The following is a 23,084-nucleotide window of genomic DNA, read 5'->3' on the forward strand; positions in this document are numbered from 1 at the left end:
CTCGAACCCGCGACCTCCGGCGTGACAGGCCGGCACTCTAACCAACTGAGCTACACCCGCGCATTTCTCGGCAACCTTGCGGCTGCGTCGCACCGGCGTTTCCGTCCGGTGTGAGCGGTCGTTTAAGGGGTTCTCGAACAAGTGTCAAGCGCGTGTTTGGAGAAGAATTGCGATATTACAAAAATCATTCACAGGGCATTTCAATGCCCGTTCACGATCAGCAATTCTGGCTTGAAAGAAGCAAAAACGGCGGTAGGCGCCACTTTCGTGTCAACGTTCAATCTATCGATTTGTTGAGAGGAAAGTGGCGCGAGTGACGGGGCTCGAACCCGCGACCTCCGGCGTGACAGGCCGGCACTCTAACCAACTGAGCTACACCCGCGCATTTCTCGGCAACCTTTCGGTTGCGTCGCACCGGCGTTTCCGTCCGGTGTGAGCGGTCGTTTAAGGGGTTCTCGAACAAGTGTCAAGCAAGGGTCACGAAGAAAGAATAAGAATTTTCGATTTTGCTGCAGAACACCCGATTTCCGGGCTTTTTCAATGACATCAAACTTATCCACAAACCCGGCCCTGTACTCGAATCCAAACCAGCTTTCAGAATCATCCGCATCGCGATCACCGACAGCCCTCCCCGCAGCAAATAGTGATACGTCAATTGGTCGCTTGATTTCATACCAACCAGTTGGTATTGTATATCAAGGAGTACGATTATGGCACGCAAACAAAATCCAATGACCCGGTCCAACCTGCTTGATGCAGCATTAAGCGTTATTCGCACCAAGGGTTATGCCGCAACGACGGTCGATGACATCTGCAACAAAGCGTCCTTATCCAAAGGTGCTTTCTTTCATCATTTTTCCAGCAAGGAAGATCTGGCCGTTGCTGCCGCGAATTACTGGTCGGAAATGACCGGCGCGTTCTTTGCGGAGGCCACCTATCATGCTCCCGAAGACCCGCTTGAGCGCGTGCTGGCCTATGTCGAGTTGCGTAAGCAGCTGATTCAAGGCGAGTTGCCTGATTTCACCTGTCTCGTCGGCACCATGACACAGGAGGTCTACGAGACCAATTCCGTGATCCGCGATGCCTGCTGGGACAGCATTTCAAGCCATGCAGACACGCTTGTTCCGGATATCGCAGCCGCGATGGAACGCTATCCGGTTGCAGGTGAGTTCACCGCTGAAAGCCTGGCTCTGCATACGCAGGCGGTCATTCAAGGCGCTTTCATCATCGCCAAGGCAAGCGGTGATCCGCTGCGTGCGGTGGAAAGTGTCGACCATCTCAAGCGGTATATAAGCCTGCTCTTCAAACACCCCGCCAATACCCATTGAACAGAAAACCGACAAAGGGAGGAAACCATGCCCAGCACTATTCGCCTGCACCGTGTATTTGCCACCAAGCCGGAGAAGGTTTATCGCGCATTCGTCGAGCCGGATGCGGTGGCCAGCTGGTTGCCGCCATATGGCTTCACTTGCACCGTCTATGAACTGGACGCAAAGGTCGGCGGCAAACACAGAATGTCGTTCCGGAATTTCACAACCGGCCACAGCCATTCCTTTGGCGGCACATATGTGGAACTCGTTCCGGGAGAACGGCTGGTCTATACGGACAGTTTCGACGATCCGAACCTGCCCGGCGAAATGAAGGTCACGATAACCTTGAAAGCCGTTTCGGTCGGAACGGAAATCAACATCGAACAGCAGGGCGTCCCCGATATAATTCCGGCTGAAGCCTGTTATCTCGGCTGGCAAGAATGTCTGGACAAGCTGAAGAAGCTCGTCGAGCCTGAAATCAACCAGTAACGCTGTTTCGGCGATGACGCATGGCTTGTTGCCGACCGTGCGTCATCGATCCGATAATCCCTACACAGCCTGTGGCTGCCTCACCGAAGAGAGATGGCGAACCACAACCGGCACCAGCAGCAGCAGCCCCACGATCGACGAGTAAATCTCCGGCGCGACCAGAAGAATGGCTGCAAAAATCATCAGGACATTTTCCCAGGCCTTGGTCCGCACCAGGAAGAAACCTGACAATGCGGCACCGAGAGCGGTGATACCTATGGCGCAACCAAGGAACGCCACCAGGAAATCCGGCCAGTTGAAGTCCGATGTAACCAGCAGGAGTGACGGAGAGAAGACGAAGACAAACGGCACGAGCACCTTGCCGAGACCGAGCCGGAAGGCCGTATTGCCTGTCTTGAACGGATCGGCGCCCGCCATACCTGCCGCCGCATAGGCGGCAAGCGCAACAGGCGGCGTGATATCCGCCAGCACCCCGTAATAAAAGACGAAGAAGTGAGCCACAATGGGCTCAACACCCAGCAGCCCCAGCGCGGGCGCGGCAATTGTCGCCATGATGATATAATTGGCTGTCGTCGGAATTCCACAGCCCATCAGAATGCAGACAATCCCCGTCATGACGAGCGTGAAAAGCAGCGTCAGTGTCTGCGGACCGAACCAGGCGGCAGGCAGAATGGTACCGAAATAGGTGGCAAGCTGGCCTGCAGTCGACGTCACGATATAGGAAATCTTGAAGCCAACGCCGGTAAGCGTCACCACGCCGACAATAATGCCGACGGTCGCCGCCGCAGCGCCAACGGCGAGCGCATATTTGGCGCCGTCGCGCAGTCCGTCAAAAATCTCGCCTATCGACATGCGCTTGCGCGGATTAAGCAATCCCACCGCAATACAGAGCGTAATGCCCCAGAACGCAGCCAGATAAGGCGTATAACCCGACAGCAGAACACCGATCAGCACGATCAGCGGAATAACGGTCGGCCAGTCGCGCTTGAATGCTTCCTTCAGGTCAGGCAGTTCTTCCTTCGTCATGCCGCGCAAGCCGTTGCGCTTGGCTTCGAAATGAACCTGCATCAGAACGCCGAAGAAATGCATGAAGGCTGGCACGATGGCTGCCAGAATGATCGTCGTGTAAGGCAGGTTCAGAAATTCGATCATCAGGAACGCCGCAGCGCCCATGATCGGCGGCGTGATCTGCCCGCCTGTCGATGATGCTGATTCCACGGCAGCGGCAAAGTGGCGTTTATAACCGAGCCGGATCATCGCCGGGATCGTCAGCGAACCGACTGTCACCGTATTGGCGACCGATGAGCCCGAAATCATGCCGAACAAGGCGGAGCCAAAAATGGAGACCTTTGCCGGACCGCCCGCGAAACGGCCTGCTACCCAGGCCGCGCAGTCCAGAAACAGCTGACCGAGACCGATGCGGGTTGCAAAAACCCCAAACAGCACGAAATGGAAAACATAGGTCGCGACCACACCGAGCGCGATACCGTAGATACCTTGTGTCGTCAGATAAAGATGATCGACAAGCTGGCTGACCGTTGCACCGGGATGCACGAGAATGCCCGGCATATGCTGCCCATAGAGCGCATAGAGCATGAACAGGACCGATATGATCGGCAGTGGCCAGCCGACGGAGCGTCGCGTCGCTTCCAGAAGAACCAGAATGAGAAGTCCACCGAGAACGACATCCGTGGTCGTCGGATTGCCGACGCGGAAAGCCAGATCGTCGAGCGGTATCATTGGAACGTGGGCGACGGACACGACCGCGATGATTGCCAGCGCCCAATCGATAATGGAAATGCCAAGCGGTCTCAGCCACGACGATGTGGTGGGCTTGTCGTATCCCTTGCGGGAAAACGGGAAAACAAGAAAGACGAGACCGAGTACGAAGGAAAGGTGAATACCGCGATGCACCATTTCCGACAGAAGGCCGAAACCCGCAGTGTAATAGTGGAAGATGGAAAGTGCGATCAGCAGCGCGCCAACGATGCGGGCTGCGAGCGGCCCCAGCGGGCGAAAGCGAATCTCGGAGTCGAATTTCTCTTCTAGCTCGCGCGCCTTGGCTTCATCCAGTTCCATGGGCGACAGTTTCGCCTCTTGCTCGCTCACCATACTGGCCTCTCCATCCAGAGCGCAGCTGATCCACTTGAATCAAAAAACACTCTAATCGCTTGTTTTAAAATGCTTATATACCTGAAAGATGCTTTGTACCGGACTGGAAGCAAATGCACGGAGTTCCGGTGAAACTCCGTGCAACTTGTTCATCCGAACCGGAATGGTCGGCTTATTTCAGAACGCCTGCTTCCTTGTAGAAGCGTTCTGCGCCGGGATGTAGCGGAATGCCAAGGCTGGTCGTTGCCGTATCAAGCTTGATGAGCTTGCCCTTTGCGTGCCCGGCATCGAGTGCTTTCCGGCTGTCGTCGTTAAACAGGGTTTTGGTGATGTTGTAGACGAGTTCATCCGGTTGCTTGGCGCTCGTCACCCATTGCGCCGCGACTGCCAGAGTCTCGGTCTGACCGACATCCTTGTAAGTATCGGCAGGAACAGCATCCTTCGAGAAGAACGAGTATTTCTCAAGAATCTTCTGCGCTTCCGGACCGGAAATCGGAACCAGCGATATGCCGTTCGATGTGGCAAGCTCCGAGATTGCGCCGGTCGGATAGCCGCCAACGAAGAAATAGGCATCGAGCGCGCCGTCCTTCAGACGCTCTCCTGCAGGTCCCGGCTTCAGATGTTCAGCCTTGATGTCGCTTTCGCTCAATCCATACGCTTCCAACACGATGCGGGCATCAACGATCGTACCCGATCCCGGTTCATCGATGGAAACGCGTTTTCCCTTGAGATCGGCAACGGATTTGATTCCTGCATCCTTGCGGGCGACCAGATGAATGGTTTCGGGGTAGAGCGTAGCAATCAGGCGCAGATCTTCGACCTTGCCCTTGCCGTCATAAAGACCGGTGCCGGTATGCGCCCAGTAAGCCACGTCCGACTGGGTGAAGCCGGATTCCAGCGATCCGGACTGAATAGCGTTGATATTGGCGACCGAACCGTTCGATGAAACCGCCGTCGCCACCAGACCGGGAACGCCTTTATCCCCTGCCCCGGAAATCGCGTTGGCGATCAAGCCACCGATCGGATAATAGGTGCCCGCTGTTCCTCCGGTGCCTATACGAAAGAAGGCGGGAGCCTGTGCAAGAGCGATGCTGGCTCCGACAGCCACAATTCCTGCAAATGCAGCAACCACACCGCGCCGGGTGAACTTTCCCATTGTCATATCTGCTCTCCGTTCCCAGAATAATTTTGTTCAAATTGTGTCGCCGAGCATGGAAAGCTGGGCGCGGCTTGTCAAGCGTCCAGTCCGCCATTGGCCAGACCTGCTGAATTTTGATATAATCTCAAAGCTCGAAGCGGTATTCTATCAAAATTACAACCTCGATAAACAAGAAATAACAAGATTTATAAAACTACAATATGATAAATCATCGAGTAATTTAAATAAAAATCAAAAACTATACATATTTACTTGTAACACCACATAAATACCGTCAGAAATCGAATTCCAACTCCATAAACGACTTGAAAGCGCAGAATTTGTCGCTATCTTGGCTTCATGGCGTGTGCTGCGTGCGCCCAGGGATTACCCTGAATACGGAGACTGTTTTTAACCGTTTCTGTCAGGGAGCTGCCATGGCTGGTCGCATTCAAAATACTATACGCAATTTTCTTGATAGTGAGTCGTCAGGCGGCCTGCTGCTTATAGCTTCTGCAGCAGCGGCATTGCTGGTGGCGAACTCGCAGTTTTCAGAAGCTTATTTTGGCGCCCTTCATGCCTATCTCGGACCGCTTTCTGTCCAGCACTGGGTCAATGACGCGCTGATGGCAGTGTTCTTCCTCATGGTCGGGCTGGAGATCAAGCGCGAGATGGTTGACGGCCACCTTTCGTCATGGCCACGCCGCATTCTGCCCGGTGCAGCAGCAGCGGCAGGTATGGCAGTGCCGGCGCTCGTCTACCTTGCCTTCAATCTCAATAACGGTGCTGCCCATGGTTGGGCGATCCCGGCTGCGACCGATATCGCGTTCGCGCTCGGTGTTATTTCCTTGCTGGGGCCAAGAGTTCCGACATCGCTGAAGGTGTTTCTTGCAGCTCTTGCCATCATTGACGACCTCGGCGCAGTGATTGTCATCGGATTGTTTTATACAACCGGCGTTTCACTGATGGACCTTGGTTTGGCTGCAGCAGTCGTCGCTGCCCTGGTCGCCTTGAACCTGAGCGGCGTTAAGCGTCTGACACCTTATCTTCTGCTGGGCCTCGTGCTGTGGTTCTTCACCTATCGCTCGGGCGTTCACGCGACCATTGCAGGCGTTTTGCTTGCGCTGACCATTCCGATCAAACGCACCCCCGCGAAGCCTGAAGCGACCGTCTCCGAAAGCCCGCTGCATCTGCTCGAGCATAGCCTCATCAAGCCGGTTTCGTTCATCATCGTGCCCATATTCGGTTTCGCCAATGCAGGCGTCAGCTTCTCCGGTCTCGGCATGGAAGCCTTCTTCGCACCGGTGACGATGGGTGTTGCCGCCGGTCTGGCCATCGGCAAGCTTGTCGGCATATTTGGCGCGGTGTTGCTGCTGGTGAAAACCGGAATCGTCGGCCTGCCCGCCGGGGCAAGCTGGCCGCAAATGCTGGGAACGACGCTTCTGTGCGGTATCGGCTTCACGATGAGCCTCTTCATCTCGCTTCTCGCTTTCGATGACGTGTTGCTGCAGAACGAGGCGAAAATCGGCATATTGATTGGTTCGCTCGTTGCCGGTCTCGCCGGGTTCATCGTGTTGCGTTTTTCAAAACGTGCCGATGGACGGAATTTCAGCCAGTAAGTCGGATACAAACAATGCCCGGATGCTGAGCATCCGGGCATTGTTTCATTACTCCACCTGAACTTATCGAGGGTCTGCTATCCTCGTTTCGCGTTGAGCGTTTCGTCGGATGGCTTCCAGATTCTATAGCGGATTTCAAAGCCATCTTTCGCATAGATGACGATCGGAAGCCGGCTGTTGTAGCGGAGCATGAAGTTCTCACCCCGAACCGGCACGAAGTCGGTTCGCTTGCTGTCCTCCGGACAAGCCATGAGCGTACCCGACATGCGGTCGCTTGCCGCCAGAGTGAAATAATCAAAGCCCCAGCCCTCGACGGTGCTCGGCGTTAAACTTCCACCAAACCAGCTGATATTGCAGTCCACGGTTGCGTTGCGGCCCGCGATAATTTCAACCTTGGCATCCTGTTCTTTCTCCAGTGGCGGAAGATGGATGACATAACGGTAAGAGCCCGACGGTGCTGCCGGGAAAGCTTCGAGATTCCGTTCAGATTCGGTCTTGTCCTGAGCGCTCGCGCCATTTGGAACGCCGAAGCTGACGGCGACCAGTGCTGTCAGTAAGAAATGTCTGACCTTCATGTTCATGCTCTCATCTGTTGCAGGTTTTATTGCGCTTATTCGGCCAAACCACCGGTTCCGGTGGCGGTTGCGCTATCAAATAAGAGGAAGACGATCGGCGTGCCCGGCTCGCATGAGGCATCGGTACGCCTGGCACCGACTTTGCCCGCCACGGGCGCGGAATATTCAGCCACGACTTCCCCAAATGAATTTCTCTGACTAGCCACTTTTTGTCCCGCTTGCACCTGCTCATTGAGTTCAACGTGATGTTCGATAAACCCGCCATGTGTCGTCAGAACCGGCGCCATTCCATCCGCAGCGAAGAGACCGGAATCCTTGCTGGTTTTACCTATATTGCCTTCAATGACCTTATGGTGTTTGAGAACATTCATGGTGCCTTCGACAAAAAGGGCAATCATCGCATGATCGAAGATACGCGGTCGGCCTATTTCTGGCGTGAAGGCTGGAATACCCTCATCGATCAGTGCATTTGCGAGAAGGCCGTGGGCGCCGAAATTGTCGAAAATCTGCTCTATCGGATAAAGCTCAGCCATCGCCCGAACCTCCGGCAGGTCCATTCGAGCCAGATGAAATGAGGCCATATCCATACCGGTGGCTGCGGTATGAAAATCGATCCCGTAGTCGAGATTCGGTCGCAGCAGGCGATTGAACACCAGCCAGGCGTGGCGTGCCGCCGCTTCCGGTGCGTTCTCGTTACCCGGAAACAGCCGGTTGATGTCGACAAGATCAATCCCGCGTCCTGAACTCGGCCATCGCCTTGCCATTGCTTCAAGCGCCGGGCGAGACAGATCGAAGACAGCGACAACAGAGCCGGACATTTTTTGCGGGTCGAGCTGATTCACGATGGTGTGCAATGTGTGCACTGGGCTCATTTCGTCGCCGTGCACGCCACTGATCAATCCGATCCGCTTGCCGGGCGACTTGCCCTTCATCACCGTGACCGAAACATGCCAATGCTGGCCCGTCGGCATCTGCACGCCCTGGAAATAGAAATTGTGCCGCTTGCCCGCTTCCAGATCGGAAATATCGAGAAAGGAAATCACGCGCTTACCGTCTATGACATCACCGGTATAGACCGTGCCTGAACCCTTGCCGTCGGTATCCGGTTTTGCATCACCCGTCTGGGCCTGTGCCTGCCCGGATGCGAGCGCAACGGACCCTGCTGCCGCAATGGATGCGAGCATGAAATCGCGCCGGTCGATGCTCTGTGATTTTGTCTCGGTCATTCAGTTCCCCAGTATCGGACAATAGGTCGAAGACTCCGTGAGGCTTCACTCATGTACTGTTTCAGATGCGGTATCCTTTTTCTCATCCGTTTGCCGTCCGAGACGCTCGCTCAGACGCTGGATGACGAAGTAGAGACCGGGGGTGAGAATCAACCCAATCGTAGTCGCGGCAAGCATTCCGCCGAAGATCGTCACACCGACAGCCTGACGTGCACCGGCGCCCGCGCCCGAAGACAGCATAAGGGGAAGAATACCAAGGATGAACGATACGGCCGTCATCATGACGGCGCGGAAACGCTGCTCCGCTCCTGTACGGGCCGCTTCTGCGGCTGTCAGGCCGGCCTCGCGTTTTTCCTTGGCGAACTCCACGATCAGGATCGCATTCTTTGCCGCCAGCCCGATCAGCAACACCATCGCGATCTGGACATAGAGGCTGTTCTGCAGTCCGAAGAATGTAAGAGCGGCAACAGCACCGAGCAGCGCGGCACCCAGCGAAAGGATAACCACCGCTGGCAATGCCCAGCTTTCATATTGGGCAACAAGGAAGAGATAGGCGAAGAGGAAGGCAAGCGCGAAGACGATTACCTCCTGACCGCTGCTTCTGCTTTCCTGGAAAGACAGTCCCGACCACTCGTAACCATAGCCATCCGGGAGAGCTTCCGAAGCGACCTGTTCCATGGCCGCCATGGCCTGTCCGCTACTGGAGCCGGGAGCCGGGACAGCATTCACCTGCGCCGAAACCGAGAGGTTGTAGCGAGTGATGACGAAAGGCGCCAATACCGTGGTCAACGACACCACGCTCCGCAATGGCACCATGGTTCCGTTGCGACTTCTGACATGAAGTTTCAGAATATCCTCGCTATGCGCGCGGAAATCGGAATCGGCCTGAAGATTGACCTGAAACACACGGCCATTCAGCGTGAAATCATTGACATAGCGCGAGCCGAAATTCGCACCGATAGAGGCATAGATATCCGACACACTAAGGCCAAGGGCTTCCGCGCGGGCACGGTCCACATCGACATAGATCTGCGGCACATTCGCGTTGAACGTGGTTGCCGCACCACCGATTTCCGGTCGCCGGTTGAAGTAACCGAGCAAAGCGCTGGTCACCTGCGCTATTTCCTGCGGAGGCTGGCCCTGCAAGGCCTGCAGACGGAAATCAAGACCGCCAACAGCACCGATGCCCGCAATTGCAGGCGGTGCAAATACCGAGATATTTGCGCCCGGCACCTGCGAGAACTGCGCGCGCAAGGTGTTGATGATGTTGTTGAGCTGCAGCGCCTCCGTCTCACGATCTTCCCATGGTGTAAGAGCGGCAACCGCCATGGCGCCGTTGGGCGTGCTGGTCGACTGCAGGATGCTGAACCCGGCAACCGTTATGACATCCTGAACGCCTTCGGTCTCGCTCAGAACCTTACGCACATTCTCGACAATCAGGTTTGTGCGGTCGAGCGAGGCCGCACTTGGCAGCTGGATGTCGACAAAGAGCGCGCCCTGATCCTCGTCGGGCAAAAACGTCGCGGGAAGATTGACGAAAACGAAATAGGCCAACGCGAAACAGGCGACGATGCCGGCAACCGGCACTATCCAATATTTCACCAGAAAGCCGACGATCTTGCCGTAGCCGTTGCGGGTTTTCTCCATGAAGCTTGAAAACCAGGCCAGAGGACCGCGCTTGTAGCCTCCCTGACCGCGCTTGAGCAAAAGTGCCGCAAGTGCCGGACTGAGCGTCAGGGCCACGAATGACGAAAGGATCAGCGCCGACGAGATCGTGACTGCGAATTGCCGGTAGAGCTGCCCGCCAATGCCTTCCAGAAACGCCGTGGGCGTGACCACAGCCAGCAGAACCAGCGTTGTGGAAATAATCGGCCCGGTGATCTGGTGCATCGCCTTGCGCGTGGCCTCGATGACCGAGATATCGGGCGTATCATCCAGCACGTGCTTGACGTTTTCCACGACCAGAATTGCGTCATCCACCACAAGCCCGATGGCGAGGACAAGCGCCAGCAGGGAAATCATGTTCAGCGAATAGCCAACGGCGAGCAGCACCGCGACCGCACCCAACATCGAGGCCGGAATGGCAAGCGCTGAAATGAGTGTTGCCCGCCAGTCCTGCAGAAAGATGAATGTAACCACGAGCACGATCACGAAAGCTTCGAACAATGTTCGCGCAGTCAGTTGCAGGCTGGCCTCGACAAACCGGGTCGCATCGTAGACGACATGATATTGCAGTCCCGAAGGAAATCTGGACGACAGACGTTCAAGCTCTGCCTGCACGGCAGTCGCGGTCTGGATCGCATTGGCATCGGGCGACTGGTTGATCTGCAGCATGGCCGACTCATGACCGGCAAAACTTGCGCGCGACGCATAGTTACGTGCGCCAAGTTCAAGACGTGCAATGTCGCGCAGAAACACTTTTGCTCCGTCCGCCCCGGTGCGGATGACAATGCCTCCAAATTCATCCGTATCGCGAAGCCGCCCTTGTGCCACCAGCGTATATTGTAGTTCGGTGCCCACCCGCATCGGCGGCGCACCAGCCTGCCCCAGCGTTGCCTGAATATTCTGACGCTGGATTGCCGCCGACACTTCATCGACGGTTATGCCCAGCGCATCCATTCTTTGCGGGTTGAGCCAGACGCGCATCGAATATTCGGATGCGCCCACAACACTCGCCTCGCCGACGCCGGGCACGCGCGAGATTGCATCGACAATTGTAGTCGTGGTGAAATTGGTGATCTCAAGCGCGTTGAGGCTATCGTCCGGCGAATAGAATGCAATGCCCAGCACGAAATCGGGCGAACGGGAACGGACCGACACGCCTTGCTGCGCCACTGCCGCGGGCAGTCGGGAAATCGCCAGTTGCGCCCGGTTTTGAACATTGATCTGCGCCAGTTCGGGATCAGTCCCGACTTCAAAAGTGACCGACAGCGAATACTGCCCGGCGTTGGAGCTGGTCGATGACATATACATCATGCCATCCACGCCATTGATTGCCGTTTCCAGCGGGCCACCGACAACGTCGGCAATTACCTCCGCACTCGCACCGGGATAGACCGCCGATACGTTCACTGTCGGCGGCGTAATCTGCGGATACTGCTGGATGGGCAATGAAAAGATCGCAATCGCACCGGCGATGGAAATGATGATCGAGATGACGATTGCGAGGCGGGTTCGTCGTATGAAGACTTCAGAAATCATTGCCCCACCCCTGCAGTACCGGAGATCGGGTCACGCGGGGATACGGCCTGCCCATCGGCGATGCGTTGCAAGCCCTCGACGACAATCGTTTCACCAGCCTTGAGGCCATCTGTAACCGACCAGCCATTGTCGATACGCGTGCCGGTCACGATCGCACGCCGGGAAACCGTATTACCCTCGTTGAGAACATAGACATATTTGCCCTGCCGGTCCTGCAACACGGAAGACATGGGAACTATCGGCAACTCACCAACCGTTTCATCCAGCAGATTGACGGCAACCACCTGCCCCGGAACCAGAATATGGTTGGGATTGGCGAACAGGGCGCGCACCGCCACTGTGCCGGTCTGCGCGCTCACTTCATTGTCGATGAACTGGATGTTTCCCCGCTCGCCATATTGCGTACCGTTGGCCAGCATCAAAGTCAGCTTGAAGCTTTCGGGATTGACCGTCCCGCCTCCTGCTTCCTTCTGGCGAATAGCAATCAGAGCGCGGTCCGTGATCGAAAACACAACACGCACGGGATCAAGCTGCACAATGCGCGCGAGCGGTCCCATGCCCGGGCCAACGAGGTTGCCGACGGTAAAGAGCGAGCGCCCTATTGTCCCGTTGATTGGTGATCTGACCTGCGTATAGGAGAGATTGAGCCGCGCATTGTTAAGCGCGGCTTCTGCGTTCCGCACATCCGCAGTCGCGATATCAAACGCTGCCTGTGCATCGTCGAGGGAAGCTTGCGAAGCGGTGTTACGGTTGGCGAGCGTCCGCGTTCGCGACAATGATTGCCGGGCAGCATTCTGGGCGGCTTCGGCACGTGCAACCTGTGCCTCAGCAGACATAACTGCCGCCTGCATCTGGTCCGGCTCAATTTCAAAGAGGAGATCGCCTGCCTTGACCGCAGCCCCCTGCTCGAACGCCTTTTCCTTCAGGAAACCGGTGATCCGCGCCTGAATATCAACAGCTTCAATCGCCTCGACCTGCCCGTTGAAACGAAGCGGTGCGGTCGCAGGTGCCAGTTCCACCTGGCGCACGATCACGGGAGGCGCTGCGCCAGTTGGAGCTTGCTGAGCCAGACTTGGCTGCAGAAGCAAAGGCGACAACACGGCTACAAAGGCAGCGTTCAAAGAACGACGAACGAGAGTCTTCTTCAATTGCGTGTCCTCCCTCCGGTCGGAAATCGACCGATCACTCACGCATTTCGGGTACTCAAGGCTATTCCGATATAGGCGACACCAGCGATCAGCAGTGCAATTCCCGCAATCGATCCTGATGGCAGGTCACGCGTCCAGGGCCATTTTACCACCAGTGCCGCGCTGGCAGTCCAGGCGATCAGGCCGGAAAGCGTAAACCACCACCAGCCGCTTGCCGGTTTGATTTTCCAGGATAGCGCCAGCTGAAGGAAACCATGCACAAACACCACGATGGCAATCAACAGAGTGATGGCAAGGGCACCCTTGAGCGGGTTCAGATAGATCATGATCCCGCCGACAAGCTCCACTGCTCCGGACAGTTCCTGCCAGACAAAGCCCGCCCAGCTTTTGACCCAGAGCGACTGGATTATCTTGACGACGCCGATAGCCACAAGGACGAGGCCAAACATCGTGCTGGCTGCGAATTCAGAGAACACAGGCAAGAACAGGCAAAGTATTCCGCCCGCCATAAGCAAAGCGCCGATCCCGAGAAAACCTTTCCATTTTCTCTGTTCGACAGTTTTGCGTTCCAATACCTGCAGTTGCTGAACGTCCATTATAGACCCCTCTATGTTAAAAGGGATGCGTTACTGCGAATGCGAAAGTATGTGCATGTTTCGATATAATAGTACAGCCCGAAGGCAACAAATTTAGTGGGCTACCGACCAATCGCCATCTTCCAGTTTCAACCAGCTTGTAGACGTGATGCTGGAACGCAAGCAGAGTTGCGCTACCAGCCCTTCGACCAGACGATCGTCTTCCTTGCCGGCGAATAGCGTCGCCTCGACCTCGACTTCATCGCTGCCTTCTATGTGGTGGCTTCGGATCGCGTGGAACCGGAGCTTCTTCAGATCTAGTATCTGGATTAGCAACGCCCTCACAGAAATCTCGCTTTCCGCAGGACATCGGAACTTCACAAGATAGAATTGTTCGATTTCCGGCTCGACAAAGGAATAGCGGTTCACGAGAACCGCAATTTTTGGCAGCGAAACATTGAGGCAGACAATGAAAAATGCCGTCTCCACGGCAAGAAGCCACAGTCCATAACCGGTAAGAACGCCAACTGCCCCCGTGCTCCAGATCGTAGCTGCAGTACTCAGTCCCTTGATGCTTGCGCCATCCTTGATAATCAGCCCGGCACCGAGAAAGCCAATCCCCGTAACGACTTGCGAGCCCATTCTGAGATCGCCTTCAAGTCCAAGAGCGTAGGGTAGAGAAGCATAGGCTGCCGCGCCCAGCGCCACGAGGCCATGTGTGGCGAGACCGGAATGACGTTGTTTGATCTGACGTTCCAGCCCGATTGCAGAACCGAGCAGGAGTGCCAGACCGAGATTGACCATGATGGATGGGATTACGACGTCCGGCATGCAGTCCTCTTTATGCCTCGGACGACCAGGCGAGAAATCGCGCGGAAGCCACAAAGCTGAAAGCGATCACGATATTTTAATTGGCGTTACACTTGAGTGACGCAACCAAAGCCATTGTAGTAAACAGATGGCAGTATAGACATTATTTGGGGAGGTTAGGAAGTCTTCTCACATCAGCCTCATCATATTTTATTATAGTACTTGAATTATTTCATCTAAAGTAGTTTCATCAGTAAATTCCGTACGCATTCTTTCCTACATCGACTGAGGGGTCAGATAGCATGGGTTTGCTTGGAATACTGCTCGGACTAGCTCTACTCATGTGGTTTGCCTATCGCGGCTGGAGTGTGCTTCTGCTTTCTCCTGTAGCAGCACTGCTCGCCGCGCTCATTTCCGGTGAACCTCTTCTGGCGAACTGGACATCGACCTTCATGGGCGGGACGGCCAGTTTCGTCGGCCGATGGTTTCCACTCTTTCTGCTCGGTGGCATTTTTGGAAAGTTGATGGACGATAGCGGCTCCATCACGTCCATCGCGAAGTATCTGACTGAGAAACTGGGCGTAAAACGCACCATGCTTTCCGTCGTGCTTGCATCGGCAGTCGTCACCTATGGTGGTGTCAGCGTGTTTGTCGCCTTTTTCGTGCTGGTTCCCATGGCACGTGAAATGTTCAAGGCGGCCAATATTCCTGCGCGGCTGATGCCAGCCGCCATCGGGCTTGGTGCTTTTACTTTCACCATGTCGGCAATGCCGGGCACGCCCTCCACGAACAATGCTATTCCGATGCCCTATTTTGAAACCACGACCTTTGCGGCACCGGGGCTTGGGATCATCGCATCCATCATCACACTGGCCTTCGGCATGTGGTGGCTGCAGCGCGCCGAAGCTAAGGCGCGGGCCGCAGGCGAAAACTATGTCGACGACACTGGCGATCTCGAAATCACAGAGAAAGTTAGAGAACAATCAACATTGTCGGGCGATTTCGATCCGGCCGAATTCGAACACGGCGCACGTCCCGACAATCAGCCGCCGTTTTTCTTTGCGGTTCTGCCCCTGCTTGTGGTCATCGTCGTCAATTTCCTGATGGCGCTCATCATCCTGCCCCGTATCGATTTCTCGTTTCTGGAACAGGAACCATGGGGAATCGATGTTGGCTCCTCGATCGGCCTGTGGGCAGTTCTGATCGCACTGGCAGCGGCTATCCTGACCCTGATAGCAGTCAATTTCGGGCGACTGCGGGCAATCCGGGAAAGCCTCGACGCAGGCGCCAACTCCTCAGTTCTGCCGATCCTCACCATTGCAAGCCTCGTCGGCTTTGGCGCAGTCGTGGCGGCAATGCCTGCTTTTGCGGTGGTTCGCGACGCAGTGCTTGAAGTACCGGGCGGCCCGCTTGTGTCGCTGGTCGTCGCCATGAACGCGCTCGCAGCCCTCACCGGAACGGCATCCGGCGGCATGGCCATCGCGCTCAATGCGCTGGGTGAAGAGTATATGCGGCTCGCGATCCAGTACGGGATCAATCCAGAACTCATGCACCGCCTGACCGTCATCAGCGCCGGTACGCTGGATGCGCTGCCGCATAATGGAACGGTGCTGCTACTTCTACAGATCAGCAAACAGACCCACGCATCGAGCTATTTCGACATGGTCATGACCGTGATTGTCGGTGTGATCATCTCGCTCGTCGCGGTTTTCGTGCTGGGATCAATGTTTGGTTCCTTCTGAGCATGGCCATTGTTGTTGAAAGGAAGTTGAAATGAAAAGGACTTCTCTCCTGATTGCCGTCCTGCTCTCCTTGATGGCGAGCCCTGCATTCGCGCATCTCAATCCCGCAGAGCACGGTTCGTTCGCCGCAGGGTTTACACATCCCCTCTCCGGTGCCGATCACATACTTGCAATGGTTGCCGTCGGTCTTTGGGCTTCAATGCTTGGTGGACGCGCACTCGTCGTCGTTCCCTTGAGCTTTGTCGGTGTCATGCTTCTGGGATTCGTGGCAGCGCTTGGCGGAGTATCACTCCCCTATGTCGAACCGGTCATCCTTGCGTCAGTGATAGTGCTTGGCCTCCTTGTCGCCATGGCATTCCGCGCATCGACCCTGACGGCGACACTTATCGTCGGCTTCTTTGCATTCTTCCATGGCTATGCTCATGGCGGAGAAATCGGCAGCGCTGCGTTTCTTTCCTATGGCGCCGGGTTTGCTCTTGCGACGGCATTGCTCCACGCGGCAGGCATTGGTGTCGGTCTTGCAGCAGGTCGCCTGCTGCAGGGGCGCACGGGACAGATAGTGATGCGAATAGCTGGCGGCTTTGCTACCCTGAGCGGACTCTACCTTATGGCCGGGTGATGTGAGCATCATCTTGCTGGATCATTCGAAGAGACACGCTGAAGCTGATATTGAACATGATGGGTCAGTGCCGGAAATGCCTATGCATTCTCCGGCGCTGCCTATGCTGCATCTCATGCGGCTTGTCAGTCCCAGCCAGCCAGTTGGCGCGTTTTCCTATTCGCGCGGCCTCGAATGGGCCGTGCATACGGGAACAGTGACGAACGAGGAAAGTTGTGCCGGGTGGGTTTTCGGCCTTCTTGAACACAGTTACGCTGCGCTTGATGGCGCGATTTTCTGGCGCATGATTTCGGCTTTGATGCGAAACGATGACGCCGAATTCTGCCGCCTGAATGACTGGCTTGGAGCAAGTCGCGAAAGCAGCGAACTTGAGCTTGAAGATCGCCGCATGGGCGAATCCCTGCTCACTCTACTGTCGGAACTTGGTGTCGAACGGGCCCGTAGTTTCGCTTCGGAACAGCGAGCCACCTATCCCGCAGCTTTCTCCATTGCAGCATGTCACTGGAATATCGACCCCGTCGATGCGCTACGCGGTCTCATGTGGAGCGTGGTTGAAAGCCAGATCATGGCTGCAATCCGTCTCGTCCCGCTTGGCCATACGGCGGGCCAGAGGATACTTATCGCCGGAGCAGCGAAGATTGAACGGGCCGTCGAAAAGGCCCGGACGCTGAATGACGACGAAATCGGTAATACGGCTCCCGCGCTGGCCATGGCCAGTGCCTGGCACGAGACACAATATAGCCGCCTATTCCGGTCGTGAGTGAAGCGTTTCACGGTATCGCTTGAGATTGTCCTCTGCCGAAGTCGCATCAGCCGGCGCGACCGGCACCAGCGCCTTGAAAGCATACTGACCGATCAGCATGACCCAGGTGACGAGCACGAATGTCGAGGTCAGCACCGGCATTCCAATCGGCTTCAGGAATATGGCGACCGAAGCCCAAAGCCATGTGGCCACGATGGCGCCGAAGATTGCGTAAAGAAAACTGCTCCAGCTGAAAACAAGGAAGAAGCCGCCGAGCGCAATTGCCGTCAACGCCGCGTTATAACCGAAGAGCCCATCGCGAATGGCGCCTTCCGGACCACCGAAGGCGGCGGCAACCACAGCTCCGGTTACGGCTCCCAGAAGCCCCATCAATGCGCTTATTCGCGAATGGATCGCGATACCGGCAAGGATGATGTAACCGGTGATCCAGTTATCCTGAAAGAATATCTGCCCGATGGCAGTGCCGATGCCCATGTACCAGGTCGGAAGCACATAAGGGACGGCGTAGGAAAACTGTTCCGGCGATACCGGCTTTGCCATCGGACCGGCATCTATGGCATCGAATTTGAGTATCGCGAACAGAAAGAGCCAGCCGACGAGTACGAATGGCATTGTCAGGGGTGCCACCTTGTGCGGCCCCAGAAGCGTAGCGATACTGGCGAAAGCCATGGTGGAGAAAGCGGCGCCACAGATGAGATAGATCGTCATGGCGGGCGACGGCAGTGCGCCGCTGCGGAAATCCGCACTGGTAAACGCTATCAGCGCAAGGGCGACCAGAGCGCCGTTGAACCCGAACAAGCCATCCCGGATCAGCCCCTTGTCAGCCTTGAGGATGATTGCCGTCAGCGTGCTGGCAACAACGCCAAGCACGCAGATGAAAGCATAAATCCAGGAATTGACCAGAATGGCGAACAAAATGACCAGCCCCGACAGAGGATTGTTCTGGAACACCACCTGCCCGATACCGCGCAGCGTCCAATCAACAAACCCCAGAGAAGGATGATCCTGCAAGGCATTGAGCTGCATGGATTTATTCCCCGTCTTTCGTGATCTATTTTCCGCTGACTAGAGCATTTTCTGTTTTGATTGAATCACCGGAAAAACTCTATCTCTTTGTTTTTACGTATGTCTCCCGAAACCGGTTCCCACTTTCGGGAGACATGCTCTAAAACAGAAAATAACGCTGCGCCATCGGCAGAACGTCAGCCGGTTCGCACGTGATCAGTTCACCGTCCACCCGCACCTGATAGCTCTGCGGATCGACCTCCAGTTTGGGTGTAAGCCCGTTATGGATCATGTCCTTTTTGCGGATCGACCGGATGCCCTTCACCGCAACCAGTTGCTTGCTGAGTTTCAGCTTCTCGCCGATGCCGTCATCCAGCGCCGCTTTCGAGACGAAGGTGACGCCGGTGGAACCAAGCGCCCGGCCCGATACCCCATACATTGGCCGATAATGAACCGGCTGGGGCGTCGAGATCGATGCGTTTGGGTCGCCCATCGGTGCAATCGCAATCATGCCGCCGATCATGACGAGGCTCGGTTTCACGCCGAAGAATTCCGGCTTCCACAACACCAGATCGGCCCGTTTTCCGACTTCGATTGAGCCGATCTCATGGGCAAACCCGTGTGTGATTGCAGGATTGATCGTATATTTGGCGACATAACGTTTGGCGCGGAAATTGTCATTCCGGCTGCTGTCCTGGCTCAGCGGGCCTCGCTGCACCTTCATCTTGTGAGCAGTTTGCCAGCAACGCAGCGTCGTTTCACCGATACGGCCCATGGCTTGAGAATCCGACGACATCATCGAAAACACGCCCAGATCATGGAGAATGTCTTCGGCGGCGATGGTTTCGCGCCGGATGCGGGATTCCGCGAATGCCACATCCTCGGGGATTTTCGGGCTGAGATGGTGACAGACCATCAGCATATCGAGATGTTCATCGACCGTGTTGATGGTGTAGGGGCGGGTCGGATTGGTTGAGGACGGCAGGATATTTTCTTCGCCCGCCGCTGTGATGATATCCGGCGCATGGCCGCCACCTGCACCTTCCGTATGGAAACTGTGGATGGTGCGGCCTTTCATGGCAGCAAAGGTATCCTTGACGAACCCGCTCTCGTTCAGCGTATCCGTATGGATAGCCACCTGAATGTCTTCCTCATCGGCAACGTTCAGGCAATTATCGATGGCGGCTGGCGTGGTTCCCCAGTCCTCATGCAGCTTCAGGCCGACAGCACCGGCTCTGATCTGCTCGCGAAGCGGTTCCGGCTTGCTTGCATTGCCTTTGCCGAGCAGTCCCACATTGATCGGAAGCGCTTCGACGGCCTCAAGCATGCGATGGATAGCCCATGGCCCCGGTGTAACCGTGGTTGCTAGCGTGCCGACCGTCGGCCCCGTTCCGCCGCCAACCAAAGTCGTTGTACCGCTAGCCAGAGCTTCTTCGGCCTGTTGCGGCGCAATGAAGTGAATATGGGTGTCGATACCGCCAGCGGTGAGAATCTTGCCTTCGCCTGCAATGACGTCGGTCGCCGGTCCGACGATAATGTCGACGCCGGGCTGAATATCGGGATTACCGGCCTTGCCGATCCCTGAGATACGACCTTCCTTGATGCCGACATCGGCTTTGATGATGCCCCAATAGTCAAGAATGATGACATTGGTGATGACCAGATCGGCGGTTTCGGACGAGGGTCGTTGCCCCTGCCCCATACCGTCGCGAATGACCTTGCCGCCGCCGAAGGTTACTTCTTCGCCATAGATGCAGCGATCTTCCTCGACCTCGATGATGAGCTCTGTATCGGCCAGACGCAAACGGTCACCCTTGGTCGGGCCATACAGTTCGGCATAGGCCTGTCTTGAGATCCTTCCCATCTGTCCCTCCTAGAGTTTTCCGTCGATTTTTGCGTTGAAGCCATACACTTCCCGGTTGCCATCCAGCGCTACCAGTTCGACTTCTCGATCCTGTCCCGGCTCGAACCGCACCGCAGTTCCGGCCGGAATATTGAGCCGGAAACCTCTCGTCTGCTCCCGGTCGAAGGCAAGCGCTTCGTTCGTTTCATAGAAATGATAATGCGATCCAACCTGTATCGGCCTGTCGCCCGTGTTCTCCACGGCGATGGTGCGCGTTTCGCGACCATTGTTGAGGTCGATCGACCCGTCTTCGATGAAATATTCACCCGGTATCATGATCGTCTCCTGAGACGCATCCCGAAAGACGTGAAACGTTTCGGACAAGATGCGCATAAAAACAAAAACTCAGAGCGTTTCCGAAGATTTAGGGAATGCTCTACGGAATTGGGTTGTGAACGGTCACAAGCTTGGTGCCGTCAGGAAAGGTGGCTTCCACCTGAATGTCGTGGATCATTTCAGGCACACCCTCCATCACCTCATCGCGGGTGAGAAGCGTGGCACCGTAGGACATGAGTTCCGCAACTGTCTTGCCGTCACGGGCCCCCTCCAGAATTTCGGCGGAGATGTAAGCCACGACTTCCGGGTAGTTAAGTTTCACCCCTCGGGCTCTCCGTCGCTCCGCAACCAATGCTGCGGTGAAAATCAGAAGTTTGTCCTTTTCACGTGGCAATAGTTCCATTTGTAGGCCCTCTCCAAAGTGAGTTATGTTGCCCAGATGCGTGGCGCAGCTGCCGGTTTCCCCAGTCCGGTTTCGCGCAGAACTTCCCAGGCTTTTCGAAACAGTGTCTTGGCTTCCGTCATGCGCCCGCCGAGATAGCGACAGACGATCACCCGCTCGAGCCGCGACACCGAGAACAGATTTCTGGCTGCATCGCCGACCGCTTCGCGAATAGCGTGAAGCGCGCTTTCATCTGCCGGACCGGCATAAACCATCGTCGCGACAATCGGTTTTGCGCAGAAGGCAAAAGCGGCATTCAGCGCCGGGTCGGCGCCATGAAGGCGAAACTGCTCGAACCAGATCGGCTTGCCATCCCTGAATATTTCGACCCTTTGACGGACTTCGCCAGTGTCAAAACTTTCCTGACAGGCCGGCCGTCCAAGACTGATAATGTCCCACCCCAGATAGACCGCATCTCCACTCAGGAATACTTTCGTGCCTATGGAAGCCTTTGCGCCATCAAAAACGATTGTTTCCTGCGGGAGATATTCGCATATGCCGCCCTCACCCACATCGATCCTGGTCGTCTGGGTACTCTGGCCCCTCTCGCTGCGATAGAATTTGGTAGCGCCGGGCGTCGTTAGAACGGTTCTGGCGCCACGTCCTAAAAAACAAGAAATATCAAGGACATCGTCACCAGCCACGCCACCGGGTGGATGAAGAAGATAGACGTGCGCACTGCCATCCTTTTCAGGATAGAACGGTTGTTGCACCGCAAGTGGCCCCACATGGCGTCGCCGCATGAGCCGCGTCACTTCGCGATTATGCTCGAACCGCAGTTCAAGCTCGGCATGCCAACCCGTGCTCATCGACGATTGCCACCTCTATGTTCTCAGGGAACTACGATGCGTTATCGATACCGAACAATAAAACCAAGGCAGGATGAAATATTCAGGCAGATTAACTCGCTGGATCACTATAGACAAGTTCAATTATAGACTTGAGTGATGCACCATCAACTTGTTCAGTCGTGAGCCGCACAAGAATCTTAACCTAGTTTATCATTGAGGGTCCACTGTGACGGTGTGGTGCCCCTATCGTGAACCCAGGCGATCAATCACACGTGCAGGCAGATGAAGGGCCAGCGAGGCCTGTTCGAATGTACCCTGCCCGGCGGCGATGAAAGTATCATCCATGCCTGCATATTCATCTGTAATAAGTCGGCGCAGCAGATAGCCCGAACCCAGAAACTTGATCAGCGTGTTCGAGCTGGCAAACAGACTATGACCACCGCTATCAACCTGAGAAATATCAAGAACCTGAATATTCTTGTTCTGCAGGAAAGCTATATCAAAGCCGCTACCGACCCGCGGCGCCCCACCTGCCAGTCTGCGCGAGATATCGAGAGCCCGATCACGCCGGGATACGACAATCGTGAAAGGCTGAGGCAAATAGTCGATATCATCAATCTGGCTGCGAAAAAGATCCGGATCGAGATCGGGAGCTGCAAGCAGCACCCCCTTGATGCGCTTCAACACGTTAAGGCGTTTATCTGCAGACAGTGTGCGCAAGGCTTCCATAACGACGACAGCGCCCATCGAATGGCCGACAATGACGATGCCGTTGGCTTTTGTCTGTGCTGCAAGTTCGAGTGTTTCCGCCAGTCCCCTACGCGCGATGATCGCACTGTCGCGATCGTAGAGATATCGCGTAAATGCCGCAGCGGATGCCCATGAAAAATGAACAGGCACCGAGGAGACATCATAGTCGTGGACAATCTGCGCATTGCGGAAAAGTCCCTCGGCAAAGTTGTTGTTATAGCCGTGGACGAAAACGAATATCTCACGCTGTGCCGCCGGGCGGCTTGCAAGACGCCGGTTCAACTCCCGGATCATGGCTTGTCGATCAGGCAACGGTGCATAGTTTGAGGCTATGAAATTCCTTCGGGGATCAGGTTTGCCCGACGCAGTCTCTACATTTCCCGGACGGTGCGTTTCCGGGATGTGCACGTCAATCGTCGAGAAGTTCAGTACTTGAGACCTGTCGCGCGAATAGGCGATACTGGGATCGTCTATTCGCTCGCGTACGGTCGCAACCGTAAACGGAACCACCACTTTGGAAAGGGTCTGGTCAGACACATCCATTCCCAGACCAGTGACAGCCCTGTTTCCGGCGCATCCCACTGCGACAA

At 55.8% G+C, this 23,084-nt stretch carries 20 protein-coding genes and 2 tRNA genes (1 of these 22 running past the window's edge); 6 read left to right on the forward strand and 16 right to left on the reverse strand.

What is annotated here, in order from left to right; genetic code table 11:
• Nucleotides 1-60, reverse strand: a tRNA-Asp gene (locus AC1RHM_RS21160) (it extends 117 nt beyond the left edge of the window).
• A gap of 245 nt (nt 61-305) precedes the next feature.
• A tRNA-Asp gene (locus AC1RHM_RS21165) sits at nt 306-382 on the reverse strand.
• A 328-nt stretch (nt 383-710) separates the two neighbouring features.
• Here AC1RHM_RS21165 and AC1RHM_RS21170 point away from each other — a divergent pair.
• Together AC1RHM_RS21170 and AC1RHM_RS21175 are read left to right on the forward strand one after the other, a co-directional pair.
• On the forward strand, nt 711-1,328 hold the full coding sequence (locus tag AC1RHM_RS21170) for a TetR/AcrR family transcriptional regulator (protein ID WP_012092263.1): 618 nt from the start codon (nt 711-713) through the stop codon (nt 1,326-1,328).
• A gap of 27 nt (nt 1,329-1,355) precedes the next feature.
• A complete protein-coding gene (locus AC1RHM_RS21175) occupies nt 1,356-1,799 on the forward strand; it encodes an SRPBCC family protein (RefSeq protein WP_012092264.1) in 444 nt (147 codons plus the stop codon).
• A 60-nt stretch (nt 1,800-1,859) separates the two neighbouring features.
• Here AC1RHM_RS21175 and AC1RHM_RS21180 read toward each other — a convergent pair whose 3' ends face one another.
• Together AC1RHM_RS21180 and AC1RHM_RS21185 are read right to left on the reverse strand one after the other, a co-directional pair.
• A complete protein-coding gene (locus AC1RHM_RS21180; protein ID WP_010661167.1) occupies nt 1,860-3,911 on the reverse strand; it encodes a TRAP transporter permease in 2,052 nt (683 codons plus the stop codon).
• A 172-nt stretch (nt 3,912-4,083) separates the two neighbouring features.
• Entirely contained in the window at nt 4,084-5,073 is a 990-nt protein-coding gene (locus tag AC1RHM_RS21185) for a TAXI family TRAP transporter solute-binding subunit (RefSeq protein ID WP_010661166.1), read from the reverse strand.
• A 413-nt stretch (nt 5,074-5,486) separates the two neighbouring features.
• On the opposite strand from AC1RHM_RS21185, the gene nhaA reads away from it, so the two are divergent.
• On the forward strand, nt 5,487-6,668 hold the full coding sequence (gene nhaA / locus AC1RHM_RS21190) for a Na+/H+ antiporter NhaA (RefSeq protein ID WP_010661165.1): 1,182 nt from the start codon (nt 5,487-5,489) through the stop codon (nt 6,666-6,668).
• Nucleotides 6,669-6,745: 77 nt separating this feature from the next.
• Here nhaA and eco read toward each other — a convergent pair whose 3' ends face one another.
• The 6 genes from eco to AC1RHM_RS21220 all read right to left on the reverse strand — a co-directional run bounded on the left by eco (nt 6,746) and on the right by AC1RHM_RS21220 (nt 14,224).
• Nucleotides 6,746-7,243 (reverse strand): serine protease inhibitor ecotin, encoded by a 498-nt coding sequence (gene eco / locus AC1RHM_RS21195; RefSeq protein ID WP_231771373.1) that lies wholly within the window; start codon nt 7,241-7,243, stop codon nt 6,746-6,748.
• Between the two features lie 35 nt (nt 7,244-7,278).
• On the reverse strand, nt 7,279-8,469 hold the full coding sequence (locus tag AC1RHM_RS21200) for a succinylglutamate desuccinylase/aspartoacylase family protein (protein ID WP_029925028.1): 1,191 nt from the start codon (nt 8,467-8,469) through the stop codon (nt 7,279-7,281).
• 45 nt (nt 8,470-8,514) lie between these two features.
• Nucleotides 8,515-11,670 carry an efflux RND transporter permease subunit gene (locus AC1RHM_RS21205; protein ID WP_122241992.1) on the reverse strand — a complete coding sequence of 1,052 codons (3,156 nt, stop codon included), beginning with the start codon at nt 11,668-11,670 and terminating at the stop codon, nt 8,515-8,517.
• The gene (locus tag AC1RHM_RS21210; RefSeq protein WP_029925030.1) at nt 11,667-12,818 is read right to left on the reverse strand and encodes an efflux RND transporter periplasmic adaptor subunit; all 1,152 of its coding nucleotides are present in this window, start codon (nt 12,816-12,818) and stop codon (nt 11,667-11,669) included. Before AC1RHM_RS21210 ends, AC1RHM_RS21205 begins: the two co-directional genes overlap by 4 nt.
• Before the next feature lie 38 nt (nt 12,819-12,856).
• The gene (locus AC1RHM_RS21215) at nt 12,857-13,414 is read right to left on the reverse strand and encodes an HdeD family acid-resistance protein (protein ID WP_010661160.1); all 558 of its coding nucleotides are present in this window, start codon (nt 13,412-13,414) and stop codon (nt 12,857-12,859) included.
• A gap of 93 nt (nt 13,415-13,507) precedes the next feature.
• The gene (locus AC1RHM_RS21220; RefSeq protein WP_122241993.1) at nt 13,508-14,224 is read right to left on the reverse strand and encodes an MgtC/SapB family protein; all 717 of its coding nucleotides are present in this window, start codon (nt 14,222-14,224) and stop codon (nt 13,508-13,510) included.
• A gap of 281 nt (nt 14,225-14,505) precedes the next feature.
• Between AC1RHM_RS21220 and AC1RHM_RS21225 the strand changes: the two genes are divergently transcribed.
• The 3 genes from AC1RHM_RS21225 to AC1RHM_RS21235 all read left to right on the forward strand — a co-directional run bounded on the left by AC1RHM_RS21225 (nt 14,506) and on the right by AC1RHM_RS21235 (nt 17,324).
• The gene (locus AC1RHM_RS21225; protein ID WP_010661158.1) at nt 14,506-15,945 is read left to right on the forward strand and encodes a GntP family permease; all 1,440 of its coding nucleotides are present in this window, start codon (nt 14,506-14,508) and stop codon (nt 15,943-15,945) included.
• Between the two features lie 31 nt (nt 15,946-15,976).
• Complete coding sequence (locus AC1RHM_RS21230; RefSeq protein WP_151607493.1) at nt 15,977-16,564, forward strand: HupE/UreJ family protein; 588 nt, start codon at nt 15,977-15,979, stop codon at nt 16,562-16,564.
• A gap of 76 nt (nt 16,565-16,640) precedes the next feature.
• Nucleotides 16,641-17,324, forward strand: coding sequence for an urease accessory protein UreF (locus AC1RHM_RS21235; protein ID WP_029925031.1), 684 nt, complete (start codon nt 16,641-16,643; stop codon nt 17,322-17,324).
• Here AC1RHM_RS21235 and AC1RHM_RS21240 read toward each other — a convergent pair.
• From AC1RHM_RS21240 to AC1RHM_RS21265, 6 genes are all read right to left on the reverse strand, one after another.
• Complete coding sequence (locus tag AC1RHM_RS21240; protein ID WP_010661155.1) at nt 17,310-18,353, reverse strand: urea transporter; 1,044 nt, start codon at nt 18,351-18,353, stop codon at nt 17,310-17,312. The two genes, AC1RHM_RS21235 and AC1RHM_RS21240, sit on opposite strands and share 15 nt — an antisense overlap.
• A 139-nt stretch (nt 18,354-18,492) precedes the next feature.
• Nucleotides 18,493-20,196, reverse strand: coding sequence for an urease subunit alpha (gene ureC / locus AC1RHM_RS21245; RefSeq protein WP_151577008.1), 1,704 nt, complete (start codon nt 20,194-20,196; stop codon nt 18,493-18,495).
• A 9-nt stretch (nt 20,197-20,205) separates the two neighbouring features.
• Nucleotides 20,206-20,511 carry an urease subunit beta gene (locus tag AC1RHM_RS21250; RefSeq protein ID WP_029925033.1) on the reverse strand — a complete coding sequence of 102 codons (306 nt, stop codon included), beginning with the start codon at nt 20,509-20,511 and terminating at the stop codon, nt 20,206-20,208.
• Nucleotides 20,512-20,611: 100 nt separating this feature from the next.
• The gene (ureA, locus tag AC1RHM_RS21255; protein WP_010661152.1) at nt 20,612-20,914 is read right to left on the reverse strand and encodes an urease subunit gamma; all 303 of its coding nucleotides are present in this window, start codon (nt 20,912-20,914) and stop codon (nt 20,612-20,614) included.
• Nucleotides 20,915-20,937: 23 nt separating this feature from the next.
• Entirely contained in the window at nt 20,938-21,762 is an 825-nt protein-coding gene (locus AC1RHM_RS21260) for an urease accessory protein UreD (RefSeq protein ID WP_029925034.1), read from the reverse strand.
• A 225-nt stretch (nt 21,763-21,987) separates the two neighbouring features.
• Nucleotides 21,988-23,037, reverse strand: coding sequence for an alpha/beta hydrolase (locus AC1RHM_RS21265; RefSeq protein WP_235822930.1), 1,050 nt, complete (start codon nt 23,035-23,037; stop codon nt 21,988-21,990).
• Between the last annotated feature and the right edge of the window lie 47 nt (nt 23,038-23,084).

Source organism: Brucella sp. GW823-FHT04E01 (assembly GCF_058796175.1).

What these genes read in the sequence shown, in the direction of transcription:
- AC1RHM_RS21240 (WP_010661155.1), bottom strand. Translation starts at nt 18,353, where the DNA reads ATGCAGCTCAATGCCTTGCAGGATCATCCTTCTCTGGGGTTTGTTGAT.
- AC1RHM_RS21220 (WP_122241993.1), bottom strand. Translation starts at nt 14,224, where the DNA reads ATGCCGGACGTCGTAATCCCATCCATCATGGTCAATCTCGGTCTGGCA.
- AC1RHM_RS21265 (WP_235822930.1), bottom strand. Translation starts at nt 23,037, where the DNA reads ATGGATGTGTCTGACCAGACCCTTTCCAAAGTGGTGGTTCCGTTTACG.
- AC1RHM_RS21200 (WP_029925028.1), bottom strand. Translation starts at nt 8,469, where the DNA reads ATGACCGAGACAAAATCACAGAGCATCGACCGGCGCGATTTCATGCTC.
- AC1RHM_RS21205 (WP_122241992.1), bottom strand. Translation starts at nt 11,670, where the DNA reads ATGATTTCTGAAGTCTTCATACGACGAACCCGCCTCGCAATCGTCATC.
- AC1RHM_RS21185 (WP_010661166.1), bottom strand. Translation starts at nt 5,073, where the DNA reads ATGACAATGGGAAAGTTCACCCGGCGCGGTGTGGTTGCTGCATTTGCA.
- AC1RHM_RS21250 (WP_029925033.1), bottom strand. Translation starts at nt 20,511, where the DNA reads ATGATACCGGGTGAATATTTCATCGAAGACGGGTCGATCGACCTCAAC.
- AC1RHM_RS21230 (WP_151607493.1), top strand. Translation starts at nt 15,977, where the DNA reads ATGAAAAGGACTTCTCTCCTGATTGCCGTCCTGCTCTCCTTGATGGCG.
- AC1RHM_RS21260 (WP_029925034.1), bottom strand. Translation starts at nt 21,762, where the DNA reads ATGAGCACGGGTTGGCATGCCGAGCTTGAACTGCGGTTCGAGCATAAT.
- AC1RHM_RS21180 (WP_010661167.1), bottom strand. Translation starts at nt 3,911, where the DNA reads ATGGTGAGCGAGCAAGAGGCGAAACTGTCGCCCATGGAACTGGATGAA.
- ureC (WP_151577008.1), bottom strand. Translation starts at nt 20,196, where the DNA reads ATGGGAAGGATCTCAAGACAGGCCTATGCCGAACTGTATGGCCCGACC.
- AC1RHM_RS21235 (WP_029925031.1), top strand. Translation starts at nt 16,641, where the DNA reads ATGCCTATGCATTCTCCGGCGCTGCCTATGCTGCATCTCATGCGGCTT.
- nhaA (WP_010661165.1), top strand. Translation starts at nt 5,487, where the DNA reads ATGGCTGGTCGCATTCAAAATACTATACGCAATTTTCTTGATAGTGAG.
- eco (WP_231771373.1), bottom strand. Translation starts at nt 7,243, where the DNA reads ATGAAGGTCAGACATTTCTTACTGACAGCACTGGTCGCCGTCAGCTTC.
- AC1RHM_RS21170 (WP_012092263.1), top strand. Translation starts at nt 711, where the DNA reads ATGGCACGCAAACAAAATCCAATGACCCGGTCCAACCTGCTTGATGCA.
- AC1RHM_RS21225 (WP_010661158.1), top strand. Translation starts at nt 14,506, where the DNA reads ATGGGTTTGCTTGGAATACTGCTCGGACTAGCTCTACTCATGTGGTTT.
- AC1RHM_RS21175 (WP_012092264.1), top strand. Translation starts at nt 1,356, where the DNA reads ATGCCCAGCACTATTCGCCTGCACCGTGTATTTGCCACCAAGCCGGAG.
- ureA (WP_010661152.1), bottom strand. Translation starts at nt 20,914, where the DNA reads ATGGAACTATTGCCACGTGAAAAGGACAAACTTCTGATTTTCACCGCA.
- AC1RHM_RS21215 (WP_010661160.1), bottom strand. Translation starts at nt 13,414, where the DNA reads ATGGACGTTCAGCAACTGCAGGTATTGGAACGCAAAACTGTCGAACAG.